Annotated in this window: 17 protein-coding genes; 13 read left to right on the top strand and 4 right to left on the bottom strand. The window is 54.5% G+C overall.

The annotated features are described in order from the left end of the window. The first annotated feature begins 10 nt into the window (after positions 1-10). The 7 genes from fabK (at position 11) to ftsY (ending at position 5,948) form a co-directional block, all read left to right on the top strand. The gene (gene fabK, locus Psch_RS12595) at positions 11-958 is read left to right on the top strand and encodes an enoyl-[acyl-carrier-protein] reductase FabK (RefSeq protein ID WP_134219162.1); all 948 of its coding nucleotides are present in this window, start codon (positions 11-13) and stop codon (positions 956-958) included. Between the two features lie 2 nt (positions 959-960). Beyond that, a complete protein-coding gene (gene fabD, locus Psch_RS12590; RefSeq protein WP_134219161.1) occupies positions 961-1,902 on the top strand; it encodes an ACP S-malonyltransferase in 942 nt (313 codons plus the stop codon). A gap of 1 nt (position 1,903) precedes the next feature. Next, the gene (gene fabG, locus Psch_RS12585) at positions 1,904-2,650 is read left to right on the top strand and encodes a 3-oxoacyl-[acyl-carrier-protein] reductase (RefSeq protein ID WP_134219160.1); all 747 of its coding nucleotides are present in this window, start codon (positions 1,904-1,906) and stop codon (positions 2,648-2,650) included. A 44-nt stretch (positions 2,651-2,694) separates the two neighbouring features. After that, on the top strand, positions 2,695-2,925 hold the full coding sequence (gene acpP / locus Psch_RS12580) for an acyl carrier protein (protein ID WP_134219159.1): 231 nt from the start codon (positions 2,695-2,697) through the stop codon (positions 2,923-2,925). A 66-nt stretch (positions 2,926-2,991) separates the two neighbouring features. Next, on the top strand, positions 2,992-4,233 hold the full coding sequence (gene fabF, locus Psch_RS12575) for a beta-ketoacyl-ACP synthase II (RefSeq protein WP_134219158.1): 1,242 nt from the start codon (positions 2,992-2,994) through the stop codon (positions 4,231-4,233). Continuing rightward, a complete protein-coding gene (rnc, locus tag Psch_RS12570) occupies positions 4,223-4,942 on the top strand; it encodes a ribonuclease III (protein ID WP_134219182.1) in 720 nt (239 codons plus the stop codon). The genes fabF and rnc overlap by 11 nt, the downstream gene beginning before the upstream one ends. Positions 4,943-5,036: 94 nt before the next feature. Next, a complete protein-coding gene (gene ftsY, locus Psch_RS12565) occupies positions 5,037-5,948 on the top strand; it encodes a signal recognition particle-docking protein FtsY (RefSeq protein WP_134219157.1) in 912 nt (303 codons plus the stop codon). A 182-nt stretch (positions 5,949-6,130) separates the two neighbouring features. On the opposite strand, the gene Psch_RS12560 is transcribed toward ftsY, so the two are convergent. The 4 genes from Psch_RS12560 to Psch_RS12545 are packed head-to-tail and all read right to left on the bottom strand — an operon-like array spanning position 6,131 to position 8,845. Further along, on the bottom strand, positions 6,131-6,607 hold the full coding sequence (locus Psch_RS12560; protein WP_134219156.1) for a DsrE/DsrF/DrsH-like family protein: 477 nt from the start codon (positions 6,605-6,607) through the stop codon (positions 6,131-6,133). Between the two features lie 39 nt (positions 6,608-6,646). Then, positions 6,647-6,880, bottom strand: a complete 234-nt coding sequence (locus Psch_RS12555) for a sulfurtransferase TusA family protein (protein WP_134219155.1) — start codon at positions 6,878-6,880, stop codon at positions 6,647-6,649. A gap of 13 nt (positions 6,881-6,893) precedes the next feature. Next, entirely contained in the window at positions 6,894-8,558 is a 1,665-nt protein-coding gene (locus Psch_RS12550; RefSeq protein ID WP_134219154.1) for an FAD-dependent oxidoreductase, read from the bottom strand. After that, positions 8,558-8,845 carry an ArsR/SmtB family transcription factor gene (locus tag Psch_RS12545; protein ID WP_134219181.1) on the bottom strand — a complete coding sequence of 96 codons (288 nt, stop codon included), beginning with the start codon at positions 8,843-8,845 and terminating at the stop codon, positions 8,558-8,560. Before Psch_RS12545 ends, Psch_RS12550 begins: the two co-directional genes overlap by 1 nt. A 242-nt stretch (positions 8,846-9,087) precedes the next feature. On the opposite strand from Psch_RS12545, the gene Psch_RS12540 reads away from it, so the two are divergent. The 6 genes from Psch_RS12540 to Psch_RS12515 all read left to right on the top strand — a co-directional run bounded on the left by Psch_RS12540 (position 9,088) and on the right by Psch_RS12515 (position 15,507). Next, a complete protein-coding gene (locus Psch_RS12540) occupies positions 9,088-9,333 on the top strand; it encodes a hypothetical protein (protein ID WP_243124090.1) in 246 nt (81 codons plus the stop codon). A gap of 117 nt (positions 9,334-9,450) precedes the next feature. Next, a complete protein-coding gene (gene mtnP / locus Psch_RS12535) occupies positions 9,451-10,242 on the top strand; it encodes an S-methyl-5'-thioadenosine phosphorylase (RefSeq protein WP_134219153.1) in 792 nt (263 codons plus the stop codon). A gap of 191 nt (positions 10,243-10,433) precedes the next feature. Further along, positions 10,434-11,471, top strand: a complete 1,038-nt coding sequence (mtnA, locus tag Psch_RS12530) for an S-methyl-5-thioribose-1-phosphate isomerase (protein ID WP_427910099.1) — start codon at positions 10,434-10,436, stop codon at positions 11,469-11,471. A gap of 184 nt (positions 11,472-11,655) precedes the next feature. Then, a complete protein-coding gene (locus Psch_RS12525; protein ID WP_134219152.1) occupies positions 11,656-12,906 on the top strand; it encodes an adenosylhomocysteinase in 1,251 nt (416 codons plus the stop codon). Positions 12,907-12,924: 18 nt separating this feature from the next. Then, complete coding sequence (locus Psch_RS12520) at positions 12,925-14,223, top strand: amidohydrolase (RefSeq protein WP_190240537.1); 1,299 nt, start codon at positions 12,925-12,927, stop codon at positions 14,221-14,223. 108 nt (positions 14,224-14,331) lie between these two features. After that, on the top strand, positions 14,332-15,507 hold the full coding sequence (locus Psch_RS12515) for a class I SAM-dependent rRNA methyltransferase (protein ID WP_190240536.1): 1,176 nt from the start codon (positions 14,332-14,334) through the stop codon (positions 15,505-15,507). The last annotated feature ends 87 nt before the right edge of the window (positions 15,508-15,594 follow it).

The following is a 15,594-nucleotide window of genomic DNA, read 5'->3' as shown; positions in this document are numbered from 1 at the left end:
GGGATTCGTCTTGATCCGAACTGCATTATGTGACTTGCTGAATATAGAATATCCTATTATACAGGGAGGTATGGCCTGGGTTGCCACCGCCGAACTTGCGGCAGCCGTGTCCGATGCGGGTGGTCTGGGGATCATCGGTTCCGGCGCTGCTCCTCCGGACTGGCTTAGAGACCAGCTTCACCGGGCCAGGCAGCTGACCAACAAGCCGTTTGGGGTTAACGTGATGCTGCGTTCGCCCTTTGTAGATGAAGTGATGAAGCTTTTAGAAGCGGAACCGGTGGCTGTAGTTACAACCGGAGCAGGAAACCCTGGTAAATATGTGCCGCCTTTGCGTAAGGTCGGGACAAAGGTTATCCCGGTGGTTTCCTCGGTGGCTTTAGCCAAAAGGCTCATCCGGAGCGGAGTTGACGCGTTAATCGCTGAAGGCATGGAATCAGGCGGCCATATCGGTGAGATCTCTACCATGGCCTTGGTGCCGCAGGTGGTCGACGCCGTTGATATACCGGTAATTGCCGCCGGAGGTGTTTACGACGGCAGGGGGTTGATCGCGGCCCTCTCTCTGGGCGCCGTGGGAGTTCAGATGGGTACCAGGTTTATCTGCGCAGCGGAGTGCACCGTACACCCCAAAGTGAAGGAAATGGTAATTAAATCCAAGGACCGCGATACTGCTGTCTCGGGCGCTTCAACCGGGCACCCGGTGCGCGCGCTGCGCAATAAACTTACGAGAAAATACGAAGAGATGGAAAAAAACAACGCTCCAGTTGAAGAGATTGAAAAGCTTGGCGCCGGCAGTTTAAGGCAGGCCATGGTTGAGGGCGATGTGGTCTACGGGACGGTGATGTCCGGCCAGGTCAGCGCCATGGTCCAACGGGTGCAGCCGGCCGGTGAAATCATGCAGGAAGTTTTGAGCCATGCTGTTGAGGTTCTGGACCATTTAAATAGCAAGGTGGTGAAATAGACATGACAATTGCCTTTGTATTTCCCGGACAGGCCTCCCAGTACGTTGGGATGGGTAAGGAATTATGCAGTCATTTTCCCGAAGCCGCCGCTGTCTTTGAAAAGGCTGACACTGTGTTAGGATTTTCACTTTCTCGCCTGTGCTTCGAGGGACCGCAAGAGGAACTGAATAAAACCGCCATTACCCAACCCGCGGTACTGACTACCAGCATCGCCTGTCTGGCTGTGATCAGGAAGGCCAAAGGACCGGTCCCGGTTGCAGCGGCAGGCCACAGCCTCGGAGAATACAGCGCCCTGGTGGCGGCCGGTTCACTGAGCTTTGAGGACGCGGTCCGCCTGGTGCGCAAACGGGGGCAGTACATGCAGGAAGCGGTTCCGCTGGGAGAGGGCGGGATGGCTGCGGTTATGGGACTTTCGAGTGAAGAGGTGGCGGCGGTTTGCCGTGAGGCGTCTACAGCGGGGGTGGTTGAAGCTGTCAACCTGAACTGCCCGGGACAGGTCGTAATTGCCGGAGACACGGCCGGACTCAAGGCGGCCGGCCCTCTGTTAAAGGAGGCCGGGGCTAAACGAATCATACCGTTGCCGGTCAGCGCCCCCTTTCACTCCAGTTTGATGGTTCCCGCCGGTGAAAAACTGGCCAAGGATTTAGACGCGGTGGCAATAGCGGATCCGTCAATGCCGGTGGTAGCCAACGTATCGGCCGATTATGTCAGGACGGGGCCCGAAGTCAAAGCCTCCCTGCTCAAACAGGTATACAACCCGGTCCGCTGGGAGGAAAGCGTCAGGCTCCTGGCTGCCGGTGGTATTCAAACTTTTATTGAAGTGGGTCCTGGAAAGGTGCTTAGCGGCTTGATCAAAAAGACCTGCCGGGAAGCGTCGCTTTATAATGTGGAGGACCTGGCGTCTTTGGAAAAAGTCCTTGCGTTAACAAAGGAGGTTAGCTAAAATGGTTCTTAGCGACAGAGTTGCCATTATTACGGGCGCTTCCCGGGGGATCGGACGGGCTATTGCCCTGGCCATGGCCAAGGCAGGAGCAGATGTTGTGGTTAATTATGCCAGGAACGACGCCGCTGCGGCCGAGGTGGCTGATTTAATCAGGGCCGCCGGCCGGAGGGCTTTGCTGTTCAAGGCAGATGTAGCCGACCCGGAAGCGGCGGAAGACCTTATTAAAGCGGCGCAAAACGAGTTCGGGCGGGTAGACATCCTGGTCAACAATGCCGGTATCAACCGTGATAACCTGGTCTTGAGGATGAAGGATGAGGATTGGGACGCAGTCCTCTCCGTAAACTTAAAAGGCGCGTTCAATTGCGCGCGGGCAGCCGCCCGGACTATGGTTAAAAACCAGTACGGCAGAATTATCAATATCAGTTCGGTGGTCGGGTTGACCGGTAACTTCGGCCAGGCCAACTATGCGGCCGCCAAGGCGGGTCTCCTGGGTTTGACCAAGGCCCTGGCGAAGGAGCTCTGCTCCCGCAATATCACCGTCAATGCCGTGGCGCCAGGCTTTATTAACACGGAAATGACCGCCGGGCTGCCGGAGAAGGTAACGGAAAAATTGCTGGCCCAGATCCCCATGAAACGCTTTGGAGAGCCTGAAGATGTTGCGGGGTTGGCCGTTTTTCTGGCCACGGACGCAGCCGCGTATATCACCGGACAGACAATTGCCGCGGACGGCGGCATGACATGTATGTAAAAAGATTAATAGGATACAGTAACGGAAGGGGGTGAATGTATATTATGGCAATTATTGATAAAGTTAAAGCGATTATTATTGAACAGTTAGGGGTAGAAGAAGCAGAAGTAAAAATGGAATCATCCTTTGTTGATGACCTGGGCGCCGACTCGCTGGACATTGTTGAACTGGTTATGGCCCTGGAAGAGGAGTTTGACCTGGAAATACCCGATGAGGATGCGGAAAAAATCCGTACGGTAGGTGATTCAGTCAAATATATCCAGGAACACCAGTAAATTTTTTTGCAAGTTTCAAGTCCCGCGGGGAAACCACGGGACTTTTTTGAAAGAGAGGTAATGGTTTTGCAAAAACGGGTTGTCGTTACCGGCCTGGGAATCATCTCGCCGGTGGGAACAGGTCTGGAGCAGTTCTGGACGTCCCTTACCGGCGGGGTTTCCGGCATCAGACGGATAACCAGGTTTGACGCGGCCAATTTTAGTACGCAAATAGCGGGGGAAGTCATTGACTTTGACCCGGCTGAACATATGGACAAAAAAGAAGCAAGGCGTATGGACCGCTTTACCCAGTTTGCGGTTGCTGCTTCAGGTATGGCCATTGAAGACGCCAACCTTGACCTGGAAACTGAGGACAGGGATCGCATCGGGGTAATACTCGGTTCCGGTATCGGTGGTATCGAAACCCTGGAAAACCAGGCCAGGGTCCTGGCTGAAAAAGGGCCAAGCCGGGTCAGCCCGATTTTTGTGCCCATGATTATCTCCAACATGGGCGCCGGGCAGGTGGCGATCAGCTATGGGCTGCGCGGTCCCAACATTACCAGCGTATCGGCTTGCGCTTCCAGCAGCAACGCCATTGGAGACGCCTTCAAAATGCTGCAGTGGGGCTATGCTGATGTAATGGTCACCGGGGGGATGGAAGCGCCTATCACGCCCCTGGCCATGGCCGGCTTTTGCACGATGAAAGCCATGTCGAGCCGCAATGAAGAACCGGAGAAGGCCAGCAGTCCATTTGACGCTCGAAGGGATGGTTTTGTCGCGGGAGAAGGCGCCGCCATACTGATTCTGGAGAGCCTTGAGCACGCCCTCAAGAGGGGCGCCAGGATATACGCTGAAATTGTTGGTTATGGAAGTTCCTGTGACGCTTATCACATGGTCGCCCCCGATCCGGAAGGAAACGGCGCGGTTAATTCGATGAAGGCAGCCCTCAAGGACGCGGGCGCGGCGCTTGAGTCTGTTGATTATATCAATGCGCATGCCACCTCCACGCCACTGGGTGATAAAGCGGAAACTCTGGCCATCAAAAAATTATTCGGGGAGCATGCTCCCAATATAGCGGTTAGCTCGACCAAATCCATGACCGGCCACTTGTTGGGCGCCGCCGGCGGGCTGGAGGCCATGGCCTGCGTCCTGGCTATACAGCGGGGTGTGATCCCGCCTACAATTAACTACGAGCAGCCTGACCCGGACTGTGACCTTGACTTTGTACCCAACGTGGCCAGAAAGGCAAAGGTGCGTTTTGCCCTCTCCAACTCTTTTGGCTTCGGAGGCCACAACGCCACGCTTGCTTTCAAAGAATATGGGCGTTAAGGATAACCAGGCCGGATTGAAAAAAAAACTTGGGATAGTCTGGCGGGACGAGGACCTGCTGGTCCAGGCGCTGACGCACAGTTCTTTCACCTATGAAAGCCGCCAGAACGGTGTCAAAAACAACCAGCGCCTGGAATTTCTGGGCGACGCCGTCCTGGAGCTGGCTATCAGCGACTTTCTCTACCGGAACCACCCCGACCTGGACGAAGGGGATTTAACCAAGCTTAGAGCCGCGGTGGTATGCGAGCCGTCCCTGGCCAGGGTGGCTGTAGAGCTGCAACTTGGTCCCTGTCTTTACATGGGTAAGGGAGAGGAAAGATCCGGCGGCAGGGAGCGTCCCTCGATCCTGGCAGACGCTTTTGAAGCGCTCCTTGGAGCCATTTACCTGGACCAGGGGCTGGCCGGGGCCAGCGACGCCGCAATAGGATATCTAACGCCGGTTATTCAAGATGTCCTCGAAGGGCGTCTGGACCGTGATTATAAAACCGAATTACAGGAGCTTGTCCAGCAGCGCGGCGGCGGCCAGGTCCAATACCTGATCTTGAAGGAAGAGGGCCCGGACCACCATAAGATCTTTACAGCCGGAGTACTTTTAAAGGGCGAGGTGGCCGGCCGCGGGAGCGGCCGCTCCAAAAAAGACGCCGAGCAGCAGGCTGCCAAGTCTGCCCTGGCCGGACTTGACTTGGGTAGAAAAAGGAGCGGAAGGTAATACAGGCGCGAATTCATTCGCACAAAGTCTCCAAAGGAATGCAGCTTAGATCTGCATGAACTATATCGAGTAATCCGGGAGGTCAATTTGGCTCATGGGCTTTTTCAACCGTTTAAAGGATAGCCTGAACAAAACCCGCCATTCTTTTGTCGAGAAAATCGACGATCTCGTACACCTCCGCAAGGCTATTGATGAGGATTTGTACGAGGAACTGGAAGAGGTGATGGTGCAGGCCGATGTAGGTGTCACTACTGCTATGGAACTGGTGGACAGGCTGCGCCGCACCGTCAGGGAACGGCGGGTTGAGGACGCTGCCGAGTTGAAGCCTCTCCTTAAAGAACTCATCCGGGAAATGCTTGGTTCTCTGCCGGGCCGTCTCAATACCAGTTTGGATTCTCCAACCGTAGTAATGGTTGTGGGAGTAAACGGTGTAGGCAAAACCACCACTATCGGTAAACTGGCTTATCTATATAAATCGGAAGGCAAGAAGGTTATTCTAGGCGCCGCCGACACTTTCCGCGCCGCAGCTATCGATCAGCTGGAAGTGTGGGCTGACCGTGTCGGTATAGACCTGGTTAAGCACCGGGAGGGTTCCGACCCGGCTGCGGTTGCTTTTGACTCCTTGCAGGCGGCCAAGGCTCGTCAGGCTGATCTGTTGATTATCGATACCGCCGGCAGGCTGCATACCAAAAGCAACCTCATGGAGGAGCTGAAGAAGATTGGCCGCGTGCTGGATCGCGACATGCCCGGCGCCCCCCACGAGGTCCTGCTGGTACTGGATGCCACCACCGGCCAAAATGCAATCAACCAGGCCAAACTATTCTGCGAAGCCGCCGGGGTAACCGGCATTGCCCTGACCAAGCTTGACGGCAGCTCAAAGGGCGGTGTCATCATAGCAGTCAGGCAGACCCTGGGCATCCCGGTGAAGCTGATCGGTATCGGGGAAGGTATCGACGACCTGAAGGAATTCAACCCGGTGGAGTTCGTCGACGCCCTCTTCTCCTAAAGGTTGACAAGGGGACGGGGTTGTTGAGAAGGATGTACACAATAATCCCTGGTTTATAGCTCTTACTGTAACGTTGCAGCTAAAAAGAAAAAGCATCCGCTGAATATTTCAACGAATGCGCATTAGAACCCGCATTGGCTAAAAGTTTCATCTTCTGCTCGACGGGTCAGCCGCAGAGGTGTCTAAATGAACAGGTTAACACCGGCCTCGTCGGCTGCGCCAAGGTAGGTGGCCACGCCGGCGTACTCAAGGCCGTCGATTAGTTCCTCTTCTTTCAGCCCCATGACGTCCATGGACATGGTGCAGGCGATAAGCCTTACCCCCAGGTCTCTGGCTGATTCTAAAAGTTCATGGATGGTGCTGACATTTTTTTGTTTCATGATGATTTTCATCATGTAGGCGCCCATGCCGCCGAAATTCATTTTCGATAAGCCAAGTTTTCCCGCGCCGCGCGGCATCATCCAGCCGAAGAGGGCTTCCAGGAAGGTTTTTCTGGCTCTGACCTTTTCCGGTCTGCGCAGGATGTTGAGGCCCCAGAAGGTAAAGAACATGGTCACTTCATTGCCCATCGCGGCGGCGCCGTTGGCAATAATCAGCGAAGCCATCGCCTTATCCAGGTCGCCGCTGAAAACAATAATTGTTTTCTTATTGCTGTCCATTGTTACCACCCTTTCAAAAAAACAGGCATCAGCGGGGAACTAAGACTGGTCAACTTTTTTGATCCTGGCTTTAATAACGCCGTTCTCTTCTTCAAGGGAGAGCAGCTCGTTTTTCGTCTTTTTACACCAGGCAGCTATGTCTTTTTTAAAACCGAGGTCGGTTGCCTCGATTTCCATGATGTCCCCAGCGGCACAGGTTTGGGCTTCCTTAAACAGACGCACGATCGGTCCCGGGCACTGCAGCCCTCTGCAATTGATAAACTTTTCCGCCATTTTTCAAGCCTCCTTATTCAATTTCGAAAGGATAGGCGCTGATCCCGCCTTCCAGGATGCTGAGGTTTTCAAAGCCGAGCTTCTTAAGCTTCAGAAGCGTGTTGTAGGAGCGAAATCCCACTTTACAGTTAATAATTATCTCCTTGGCGCGGTCCAACTCATCGAGCCGGGACATGAGCCGGCCCAGGGGAATATTGATGGAACCCGGGATGGAGCGGACGAAGAATTCTTCCTCGGTTCTGATATCCAAGAGGATTGCTCCGGCATCCATCCTTTCCTTCAGGGCCAGGGGATTGGTTCCCTTAAACTTTCCTTGCAGTTTATTCATCATCACGTTGGCTGCGACGATGGTTGAACTCATGGCGGTGGAAAAGGGCGGGGCGTAGGCCAGGTCCAGCTTTGCCACCTGGTCGACGGTTGCTCCTAAAGTGATGGCTGTGGCCAGGATATCAATTGGTTTATCCACTGTGCCCTCGCCAAAAACCTGAGCGCCGAGGACGCGGCGGTTCTGACGTTCAACAATGAGTTTGGTTATTATCTGGCGACTGCCAGGGTAGTAGTGGGCCCGGTCGGGGGCCGGAACCAGGACGGTTTCTAGATCATAGTCCATGGCTCTGGCTTCTCTTTCTGACAGGCCGGTCTTGGCCAGGTTAAGGTCAAACAGTTTAACAACCGCCGTTCCCAAAAATCCTTCGAGGGTATCCCCGCCGCCACCTGCTATGTTATTGGCGGCTACACGGCCGGTTTTATTGGCATTGGACCCCATTGGGTACCATACCGGTTTCCCCGTAATAAGGTTGGTATTTTCGGCGCAATCACCGGCGGCGTAGATGTCTTTAATATTTGTCTCCATCTTTTTGTTCACGGCAATAGCCCCGGTCGGTCCCAAGGCGATACCGCACTGCCGGCCCAGTTCCACGTTGGGGCGAACTCCCACTGCAAGCACCGCGAAATCGGCCTTAATGGCGCCGGCGCTGGTCAGTACGGCGCCCACTTCTCCCTGTCCGTTATCTGTAAAACTCTTAACGGCTGTCCCGGTCAGGATTTCAACCCCATTTTCTCTCAAGTGTTTTTCCGCATGCAGGGCCACGTCACGGTCAAAAGGCGGCAGGACGTGGGGGGCCAGTTCGATTACCGTAGTCTTGATACCCAGGCGCGCCAGATTTTCCGCCGCTTCCAAACCAATCAGCCCTCCGCCGATAACAACGGCTTCCCGCGGGTTGCCGTGCAGCTTTTCCTTGAGGGCAGAAGCGTCTGAAACGGTGCGCAGGGTAAAGATATTGCCCAATTCCCTGCCATCCAGCGGCGGAACAAGGGGATAGGCGCCGGTCGCCAGGAGCAGCTTGTCATAAGGCATGTTCCGGATCTCACCGCTGGAAAGATCTTTTACAATTACAAGCTTTTCCTCCGGCAGGATTTTTTGGGCTTCCTGAAGGGTCAGGACTTTGATGTCCATGTCCACCTGAAAATCTTCCGGGTGTTTGACCAGCAGTTCTTTCTCCTCCCTGATAACCCCGCCTATATAGTAGGGAAGACCGCACCCGGCGTAAGAAATATGTTGGTCCTTGGTTATAACCGTAATCTCCAAGTCGGGGTCCACCCGCCTGGCCCTGGCGGCTGCTTTGGTACCCGCGGCTACACCGCCGATAATGAGTAACTTTTGTTTTTGGGGATTCATTATGAGTCCTCCTCTTGTTTTTGATCAAAAAATAAAAATCTTACAATCTCGCGGGCTAGTTCATTGGTAACCTTATAGCATACCTCAGTTCCCTTGCGGCGGCCTTCAATAATCCCTTTGCTGCGCAGGATACCGAGTTGCTGGGAAACCGTTGACTGGGGTAATTCAAGACAGCTTATGATGTAATTGACATTGCACTCGCTTTCCAGCAGGCCGTGGACAATGCAGAGCCTGGTGGGATGGGCCAGCGCTTTGAGCAGTTCCGCTTTCTCAATATATGGCTCCATTTCCTTCAATATCATTACCCCTTTGTATTAATCTGTTAATTCATATATTACGATATTAAGATATATTTGTCAACGGACTATTGTAAACTTTTCGGGAAAAACTAAAAGGGTACAATAAAAACCTGCTCTGGGCACACATTGTACGTAGATGTTTTTTTTTGCCGGTAGTATGTGGTTGAAAATCATAGTTGATTCATTTGCATATAGTAGTTACATACTTTTCTTTCGGGGTGAGCGCTGTGGTGGTGTGTCCGGTTTGCAACAGCTTGATCGCAGTAGAGAAGAACTGTCCCAATTGCGGCCGGCAGATGGTTGACGCTGGAAAAATCCAGGATTATTACGACGATTACAGCCCTTATCTGGCTCAGGACATCTACCAGGATGGTTACGGCTGTGATGACGGCGCCCACTGTGTCCACCTTTTTGCCTGTCCAAATTGTCATTATGACCACCGCCTCACTTTCCTGAAGGTGGAGGGCGGCAGCTGATGAATTAAACCACTGCCTATTTTTTACGCTGAAGAGGAAAAGAAACCAAAAGAGGCGAATATTAGGAGAAAGATCCAAATTGCTCATTGCACTCAACGAAGAGGGGGCTAGATAATTATGGAAGTAAAAATTGCCGTGATTGGCGGAACGGGAGTATACGACCCGAATATTATGACTAACATTAGAGATGAGACTGTGGGAACGCCATACGGTGAAGTGCAGCTCAAAATCGGAAACTACCGCGGTAAACCGGTGGCTTTTATGAACCGCCACCATGAAGACCATTCAGTCCCGCCGCACTTGATTAATTACCGTGCCAATATTACGGCCTTGAAAAAACTGGGGGTCAAGAATATTCTGGCCACCGGAGCCGTGGGGTCGCTTAACCCCGCGATGCAGCCCGGTCACTTTATCTTTGTAGACCAGTTTCTTGATTTTACCAAATGCCGGCAGCACACCTTTTTTGACGGGGGCATGTCCGGGGTGGTGCACGTTGACATGACCGAGCCATACTGCCCGGAACTGCGGGAGATCCTTTCACATGCCGCACGCAGCCTGGGCTTTACCTCGCACTCGTCAGGGACCTACGTCAGCTGCGAGGGACCCCGTTTTGAGACGGCCGCCGAGATAAAAATGTACCGCCTGCTGGGTGGCGACCTGGTAGGTATGACCAGTGTCCCGGAGGTCTGTCTGGCCAGGGAATCTGAAATGTGTTACGCCACTATCGCCATGGTTACCAACTATGCCGCAGGGATATCCCCTAGCCGCCTGACGCACCAGGAAGTTGTAGATGTGATGATGCAGTACGGAGAGAACATCAGAAAACTGGTAATGCAGGCCATCCACTGGCTTGACCCGGATCGCCGCTGTGATTGCCATAGTGCGCTGGACCAGGTCAAACTGGGGTAGTACAGAGAATTCATTCGCACCTGACCACAAAGGAACGCAGTATAATCCCTTAAACACATCGCTGAGTATTCATCCTTCTAATCATTTATTCATAACCAAGTTGGGGGACAGGATACACCTGTACCCTGCGACCATTTGTACGAACCTATCATTTTCAGCAGCTTGGTAAAGCATAATGGGGGTGAACAGTTTTGGAAACCATGCGCTGGTTGGAGGAAGGCCTGCTGGAACTGCTGGATCAGACCGGCCTCCCCGGCACGGTAAATTACCTCAGGTGCAGTGATTACCACGAGGTGGCTACAGCGATTAAAAACCTTTCGGTGCGTGGCGCCCCGGCCATCGGGGCGGCCGCTGCTTACGGTCTGGCGTTGGCGGCCGGGAAAATTGAAACCGGCTCCAGGGAGGCCTATATAGCAGAATTACGGGAGGCAGCCGGTGAACTGGCGGCCACCAGGCCGACGGCTGTTAACCTGTGCTGGGCTGTAGACCGGGTCATGCGCAGGTTGGTTGGCGCCCAGTCGGACGACCCGGCGGTACTTCGGCAAGTTGTCCTTGACGAGGCCCACGCCATTCATCAGGAGGATGAGTCCGGTAACAGGAGGATGGGGAAATACGGCCGGGAGCTTATACCACAAGGGGCCCGCATTCTTACCCACTGCAACGCCGGGGCTCTGGCTACAGCGGGTTACGGGACTGCCCTGGGGGTGATCCGGGCGGCCAGGGAGGAAGGCAAAGATATAAGCGTTTTTGCCGGTGAGACCAGGCCCCTTTTGCAGGGCGCCCGTCTGACCGCCTGGGAAATGTGCCAGGAGGGCATCCCGGTAACCGTAATCACGGATAATATGGCCGGCTATTTGATGGCCAAAGGCATGGTTGACCTGGTACTGGTGGGCGCGGACCGCATTACCGCCGGCGGTGACGTGGCCAATAAAATCGGTACCTACAGCCTGGCGGTCCTGGCCAAAGAGCATAATATCCCATTTTACGTGGCCGCCCCCATTTCCACGGTAGACTTGAGCTTGACCTCGGGTTCCGAGATAACAATTGAAGAACGGGATATGGCCGAGGTAACCCACCTGGCCGGACAACAAATAGCCCCCACGGGGGTGCAGGTCTGGAACCCTGCCTTTGATGTTACACCGGCCCGTCTGGTTGCAGCCATCATCACCGAACGGGGGATTGTTCGCCCGCCCTACATGGAGAGCATCAGAAAAATAGTAGAGGGGTAAACGTACGCCAAAGAACCCCCAAAATGTGGGTGCGAATTCATTCGCAAATTGCTCTGATTATATGTTCTGTTTTTTTTCCTACCAATGTGGCTGCGAATCATTTGCGCATGACCTCATAGGAATGCAGGATATACCCACGTCCCACGTCCCACGTCTCACATCCCAATAGAGGAGGCAGACTGATTTGTCCGATTATGCTATTAAAGACATTAAGCTCGCTCCTGGCGGGCGATTAAAAATAGACTGGGTGCGAGCCCACATGCCTGTGTTGAACCATATACGCGAGGAATTTGAGCGGGACCGTCCCTTCGACGGCGCTCGGGTTGCGATGTCCATTCACCTGGAGGCCAAAACAGCCTACCTGGCCGAGGTTATCCGGGCCGGCGGGGCGGAAGTGACCGTCACCGGGTCCAACCCGCTTTCCACCCAGGACGACGTGGCGGCGGCCCTGGCCGCGGCAGGGATAAAGGTTTACGCCTGGCATAACGCCAGCGGCCAGGAGTATCATAACCACCTGCTGCAGGCTCTTGATACGCGGCCACAGGTGGTCATTGACGACGGGGGAGACCTGGTCAGCCTGTTGCATACGATCCGCAGGGACCTGGCCGGGGGGGTTGCCGGCGGTTGCGAGGAAACCACCACCGGCATCCGGCGTCTCGAAGCGCTGGATCGCGAGGGCAAGCTGCTCTTCCCGATGCTCGCGGTAAACAACGCCCAGTGCAAGTTCCTGTTTGACAACCGTTACGGTACCGGAGAGTCGGTCTGGTCCGGGATCATGCGGACTACCAACCTGGTGGTAGCCGGCAAGACTGCGGTAGTAATGGGCTATGGCTGGTGCGGCAAGGGCGTGGCCATGCGTGCCAAAGGGCTGGGCGCCCGTGTCATTGTGTGCGAAGTTGACCCGGTGCGGGCGATAGAGGCCTGCATGGACGGCTACCAGGTCATGAACAAGGATGGGGCCGCCACCCAGGGTGATATTTTTATCACGGTTACAGGCTGCCGGGATGTCCTTACACAGCGCCAATTCATAAAAATGAAAGATGGGGCCATCCTGGCTAATGCCGGGCACTTTGACGTAGAAATCAACAAACCTGATTTGGCAGCCATGGCGGTGGAACAGCGTCAGGCTCGCCATAATATCGAGCAGTTCACCCTGAAAGACGGGCGCAGAATCTACCTTCTGGCTGAAGGAAGGCTGGTTAACCTCGCGGCCGGTGACGGGCATCCTGCTGAAATCATGGATATGTCCTTTGCCGTGCAGGCGCTTTCAGCCAGGTATATTGTGGAAAACGCACAACAATTCCAGAAGAGGCTGTATCACGTACCGGAGGAGATTGACCGGCGGGTGGCCGCTCTTAAGCTTAAATCGATGGGCGTAGTTATTGACAGCCTTACCAGCGAGCAGGAAGCTTACATGAGAGAGTGGCATGAATAAGTAACCGGGGGGAGCAAAATGGCTAGAATTTTAATAAAAGGCGCTACCGTGTTGACTATGGAGAAGCACGACGCTGTTTTTCATAACGGCGAGGTAGCTATCGCGGGTGACAGCATCATAGCAGCGGGACCTCAAGGATGTGTCCCCAAAAATTTTATAGCCGAGCACGTTATTGACGGCAGCGGCATGGTGGCGATGCCGGGTTTTATCAACTGTCACACGCACGCGTCTATGACCCTCCTGCGCAGCTACGCCGACGACCTGCCGTTGATGAAGTGGCTTAACGAGAAAATATGGCCGCTGGAAGCCAAGCTGCAGCCGGAGGATTGTTACTGGGGGGCAATGCTGTGCTGCCTGGAAATGATCAAGTCGGGGACCACTACTTTTGCCGATATGTATTTTGAAATGGACGAAGTGGCCCTGGCCGTGGAGGAAAGCGGCATCAGGGCCTGCCTGGCGCGCGGCATGGTGGGGGCCGGACCCGCTGCCGAACGGGCTATTGAAGAAAACGTAAAACTGGTGAAAGATTGGAGCGGCAGGGCCGACGGCAGGATTACCACCATGTTTGGGCCGCATGCTCCTTACACCTGTCCGCCGGATTATTTAAAAAGGGTCATGACATTAGCAGAGAAGTATGATGCCGGTATCCACATCCATGTGGCCGAGACACAGGACGAAATCCGGCAAATCGAGGAAAAGTACGGCATGACACCCGTCCAGTTGCTCGATTCAATCGGCCTCTTTGACCTGCCGGTGCTGGCAGCCCACTGTGTTCATCTGAAACAAGAAGATATTGCCGTTCTGGCTGCCAAAAAGGTCGGTGTGGCCCATTGCCCCGCCAGCAACATGAAGCTGGCCAGCGGTATTGCCCCGGTAACGGAGCTGCTCAAGGCGGGGGCAATAGTAGGCCTGGGTACCGACGGGGCTGCCAGCAACAACAACCTCGATATGATGGAGGAAATGCGCATAGCGTCCCTGCTGCATAAAATCGCCACCGGCGACCCGATGGCGATGCCTTCCTTTAAGTCCCTGCAAATGGCTACGTCCAACGGAGCCCGTGTGCTGGGTCTTGGCGACGTGGGGATGTTGAAGCCCGGTATGAAGGCCGATTTGATCCTGGTCGACTTCCAGCGCCCTCACCTCTACCCGCAGCACGACCTGATTGCGCACCTGGTCTATGCCGCCCAGTCGGCTGACGTGGACACCGTGATCATTAACGGGGAGGTCGTCATGGAAGACAGGCTGGTCCTGACCATTGACGAGGAAGAGGTTATGAGCCGGGCTCAGGAGAGCGCATTCCGTTTGGCGGGCCGGTAATATGAAATGTGCGAATGAATTGCGCCTACATTTTTAGGGTAGTTTGCAATTGAAAAACATGGTTTGTTTAGATGAAAAATACAGTTTTCCAAGACAGGAGTGCAGTATTTGGCAGAGGTGAAATTGGCCGGGAACAGGCAGCACCGGGTGGTAGGGGGTCATCCCTGGATTTACTCGACTGAAGTTGATGAAATCTCCGGTGGCTTTCTACCTGGAGACATCGTGGAGGTAATTGACGCTAAAGGCAAGTTTCTTGGACGCGGGTATATCAATCCGGCCTCAAAGATCCTGGTGCGCATGTTGACACGTGACCGTTCGGAAGAGATTAACCGCGAGTTTTTCGCGGCCCGGATAGAGGCGGCGCTGGAGTACCGGCGGCGGGTGGTGCGTGATACCGACGCCTGCCGGTTGATTTTTGCCGAGGCCGATTTTTTGCCGGCGCTTATTGTCGATAAATTTGGTGATTTCCTGGCGCTGCAAACACTGGCCCTGGGTATCGACAGGTACAAGGACCTGATTGTGGAAATTTTGGATGAACTCCTGGCCCCTTCCGGCATATACGAGCGCAACGACGTTTCCGTGCGGGAAGTGGAGGGACTGCCGCTTAGAACCGGCTTCCTAAAAGGCCCTTTTGAGCCACTGGTGGAGATTCATGAGAACGGGTTAGGCTTTCTGGTCGACCTGGCAGGCGGCCAGAAGACCGGCTACTTTCTGGACCAGCGGGAAAACCGCATGGCGTTAAGCGGCCTGGCTGAAGGGGCAAGAGTGCTTGATTGCTTCTGCCATACCGGTACCTTCAGCGTTTATGCCGCCGCTTACGGCGCCAGGGAAGTGCTTGGCGTCGATATTGCCGCCCCGGCCCTGGATGTGGCCCGGCGGAATGCTTCCAGGAACGGTTTCGAAGAAGTTTGCAGTTTCCGTGAAGCTAATGCTTTTGATGAACTGCGGGCGCTGGAAAAGGCCGGAGAGCGGTTTGACCTGGTAATTTTGGACCCGCCAGCTTTTACCAAGTCCAAGCAGGCCCTGCGGGGTGCTGTGCGCGGCTATAAGGAGATCAACCTGAGGGGCATGAAGCTGTTGCCGCCAGGCGGTTTCCTGGTAACCTGCTCCTGCTCCTTCCATATGAGAGAGGAGCAGTTTATGGAAGTCATCCTGGAAGCAGCAAAAGATGCCGGCCGCCAGCTGCGCCTGGTAGATTTGCGCCGGCAGGCCAAAGACCACCCGACACTGCCGGCTTCTCCAGAAACCCACTACCTCAAGTGCGCCATCCTCCAGGTCTGGTAGCGCAAACAAAGAGAATTGACACGTTTGAGGGATGTTGATAACCGTACGGGTTCAACTCCCGCCTCCGACACCATAATTTGTCTGAAA

This window comes from Pelotomaculum schinkii (assembly GCF_004369205.1).
Classification (GTDB): Bacteria; Bacillota; Desulfotomaculia; order Desulfotomaculales; family Pelotomaculaceae; genus Pelotomaculum_C; species Pelotomaculum_C schinkii.
This window is presented reverse-complemented; position numbering and strand designations above follow the sequence as displayed.